Genomic DNA, 1,880 nt, shown 5'->3' with positions numbered 1-1,880 from the left:
GTTCTCAGCTGGCAAATCACTTGTTATATTTGGTGCAGGCCATATTGGCATGGTGCTTTCCAATATGGCTAAACTCCTAGAATACCATGTTACCGTTATAGATGAAAGATCGGATTATGCCACTCGTGAACGCTTTGAAACGGCAGATATCGTCGAGTCTGGCAATATAAGAGAAATATTATCAAATTTAGAACTCTCAGCCAACAGCAGCGTTGTCATTGTGACACATGGTCACACCCATGATTTAGAAGTTCTCAGAGCAGTCCTTAAGCATGATGTGGCCTATATCGGCATGATTGGCAGTAAGACCAAGGTGGGATACTGTTTTAAAACACTGCTTGAAGAGGGCGTAGATGAGGCTAGATTGAGTCAGGTTCATGCGCCAATTGGCTTGGATATTGGTGGTGATACACCTTCTGAAATTGCCTTGTCCATTATGGCTGAAATCCAAGCTGTTCAGTTTGGTAAACAGGGCCCATATGTGAATCCGCTGGTCAAGGGAAAGGGGGCAGAGTAGATGTATGAAAAAGTACTTGTAAGGGGAGGCGGCGATTTAGCTTCTGCTGTGATACAGAAGCTTCACAGGAGTGGCTTTAAGGTCGTCGTTTGCGAACTTGAAAATCCTAAGATGGTCAGACGGACTGTGTCCTTTTCAAATGCCATCTATGAAGGCAAATATGTGGTTGAGGATATTGAAGCTGTTTATGTCAAGACGCTTCATGAGATAGAACCTGTCTTAAATCAAGGTAAAATCCCTGTACTCACCATTGAAGAGGTCAATGTGCATGCTTTTTTCAAACCGGACGTGTTTGTTGACGCTACTTTGACGAAGAAAAAAGTAAACTATACAAAGGACTATGCCAGTGTTGTGGTTGGTTTAGGACCAAACATTGAGGCTGGTGTCAATGCGCATGCTGTGGTTGAAACAAGCCGTGGACATGATCTTGGCAGATTGATTTTTAATGGCATGGCCAAAGAAAATACCCATATACCGGGTGATATAGGTGGATACACACATGAACGTGTATTACGTGCACCATGTGACGGAATCATGGAAAGTGATAAAAAAATTGGTGACCTAGTCAGCAAGGGCGAAGTTATTTTAAGGGTCGATGGAAATGCAGTAAAAGCCCAGATTGACGGTGTGATTAGGGGCCTTATTCATCCTTCGGTAAAAATTACTCAGGGTTTAAAGGTTGGCGATATAGACCCTAGAGGCAATACACATTATTGCTTCACAATCAGTGACAAGGGTCGAAACATTGCAGGTGGCGTATTAGAAGCCATTTTGATACAGCTAAAAAATAATGCGTTAAATTGAGGACTGGGCCATGGAAACTTGTGTGAACACAGGAAGCGGTAATATCTTTGACCAGTTCATCTGTGATTTGTTGGGGACACATCATTCATGTGTCACAATCTCGGTAGTGGGTGCTGGTGGCAAGACCAGTCTTATTTTCAAGCTTGCAGGAATCTTGCAAGCGGATCATAGGGTCGTCGTCACCACCACAACGATGATGTTCACCCCTAAAAAAGTGGTAGACCAAATCTTGTATCAAGGGGATAAAAGCGAGCAAGCGTTTCTGAAGGCGCTAGATGCACATTTTATGGACCAGATAGAGCATGATATAAATTGCAAGACAAATCATCCGTTAAAGGGTGAGGCAAACCGTGAGACTAAGGGTGAGGCAAAATGTGTTACAAAGTATGAAGTAAGTCCTAAGAGACCTTGCGATTTTCCCTTAACAGCAATCTATAAGAATACCATCAGACTTGAAGAAAGCAAAACGGGAAAAAACTCACTTATGTCACTTGCCTCAGAAGGCACCATTGAAAAGGCAATCGGTATAGAAGGTCATCTTGTAGATGCTTTAAAGAGG

2 protein-coding genes and 1 pseudogene are annotated in these 1,880 nt (G+C 42.8%); all 3 read left to right on the top strand.

The features are described 5' to 3' along the window. The coding region (locus AC220I_RS21930) for an XdhC family protein (RefSeq protein ID WP_486725999.1) at positions 1-517 on the top strand (517 nt) is incomplete at its 5' end. Then, complete coding sequence (gene yqeB / locus AC220I_RS21925; protein WP_486725998.1) at positions 518-1,321, top strand: selenium-dependent molybdenum cofactor biosynthesis protein YqeB; 804 nt, start codon at positions 518-520, stop codon at positions 1,319-1,321. Positions 1,322-1,331: 10 nt separating this feature from the next. Then, positions 1,332-1,880: pseudogene (locus AC220I_RS21920) on the top strand (hypothetical protein); the annotation flags it as partial.

The organism is Fusibacter sp. (assembly GCF_057447755.1).
This window is presented reverse-complemented; position numbering and strand designations above follow the sequence as displayed.

Coding starts and splice junctions, on each gene's coding strand:
- yqeB (WP_486725998.1), top strand. CDS start 518: ATGTATGAAAAAGTACTTGTAAGGGGAGGCGGCGATTTAGCTTCTGCT.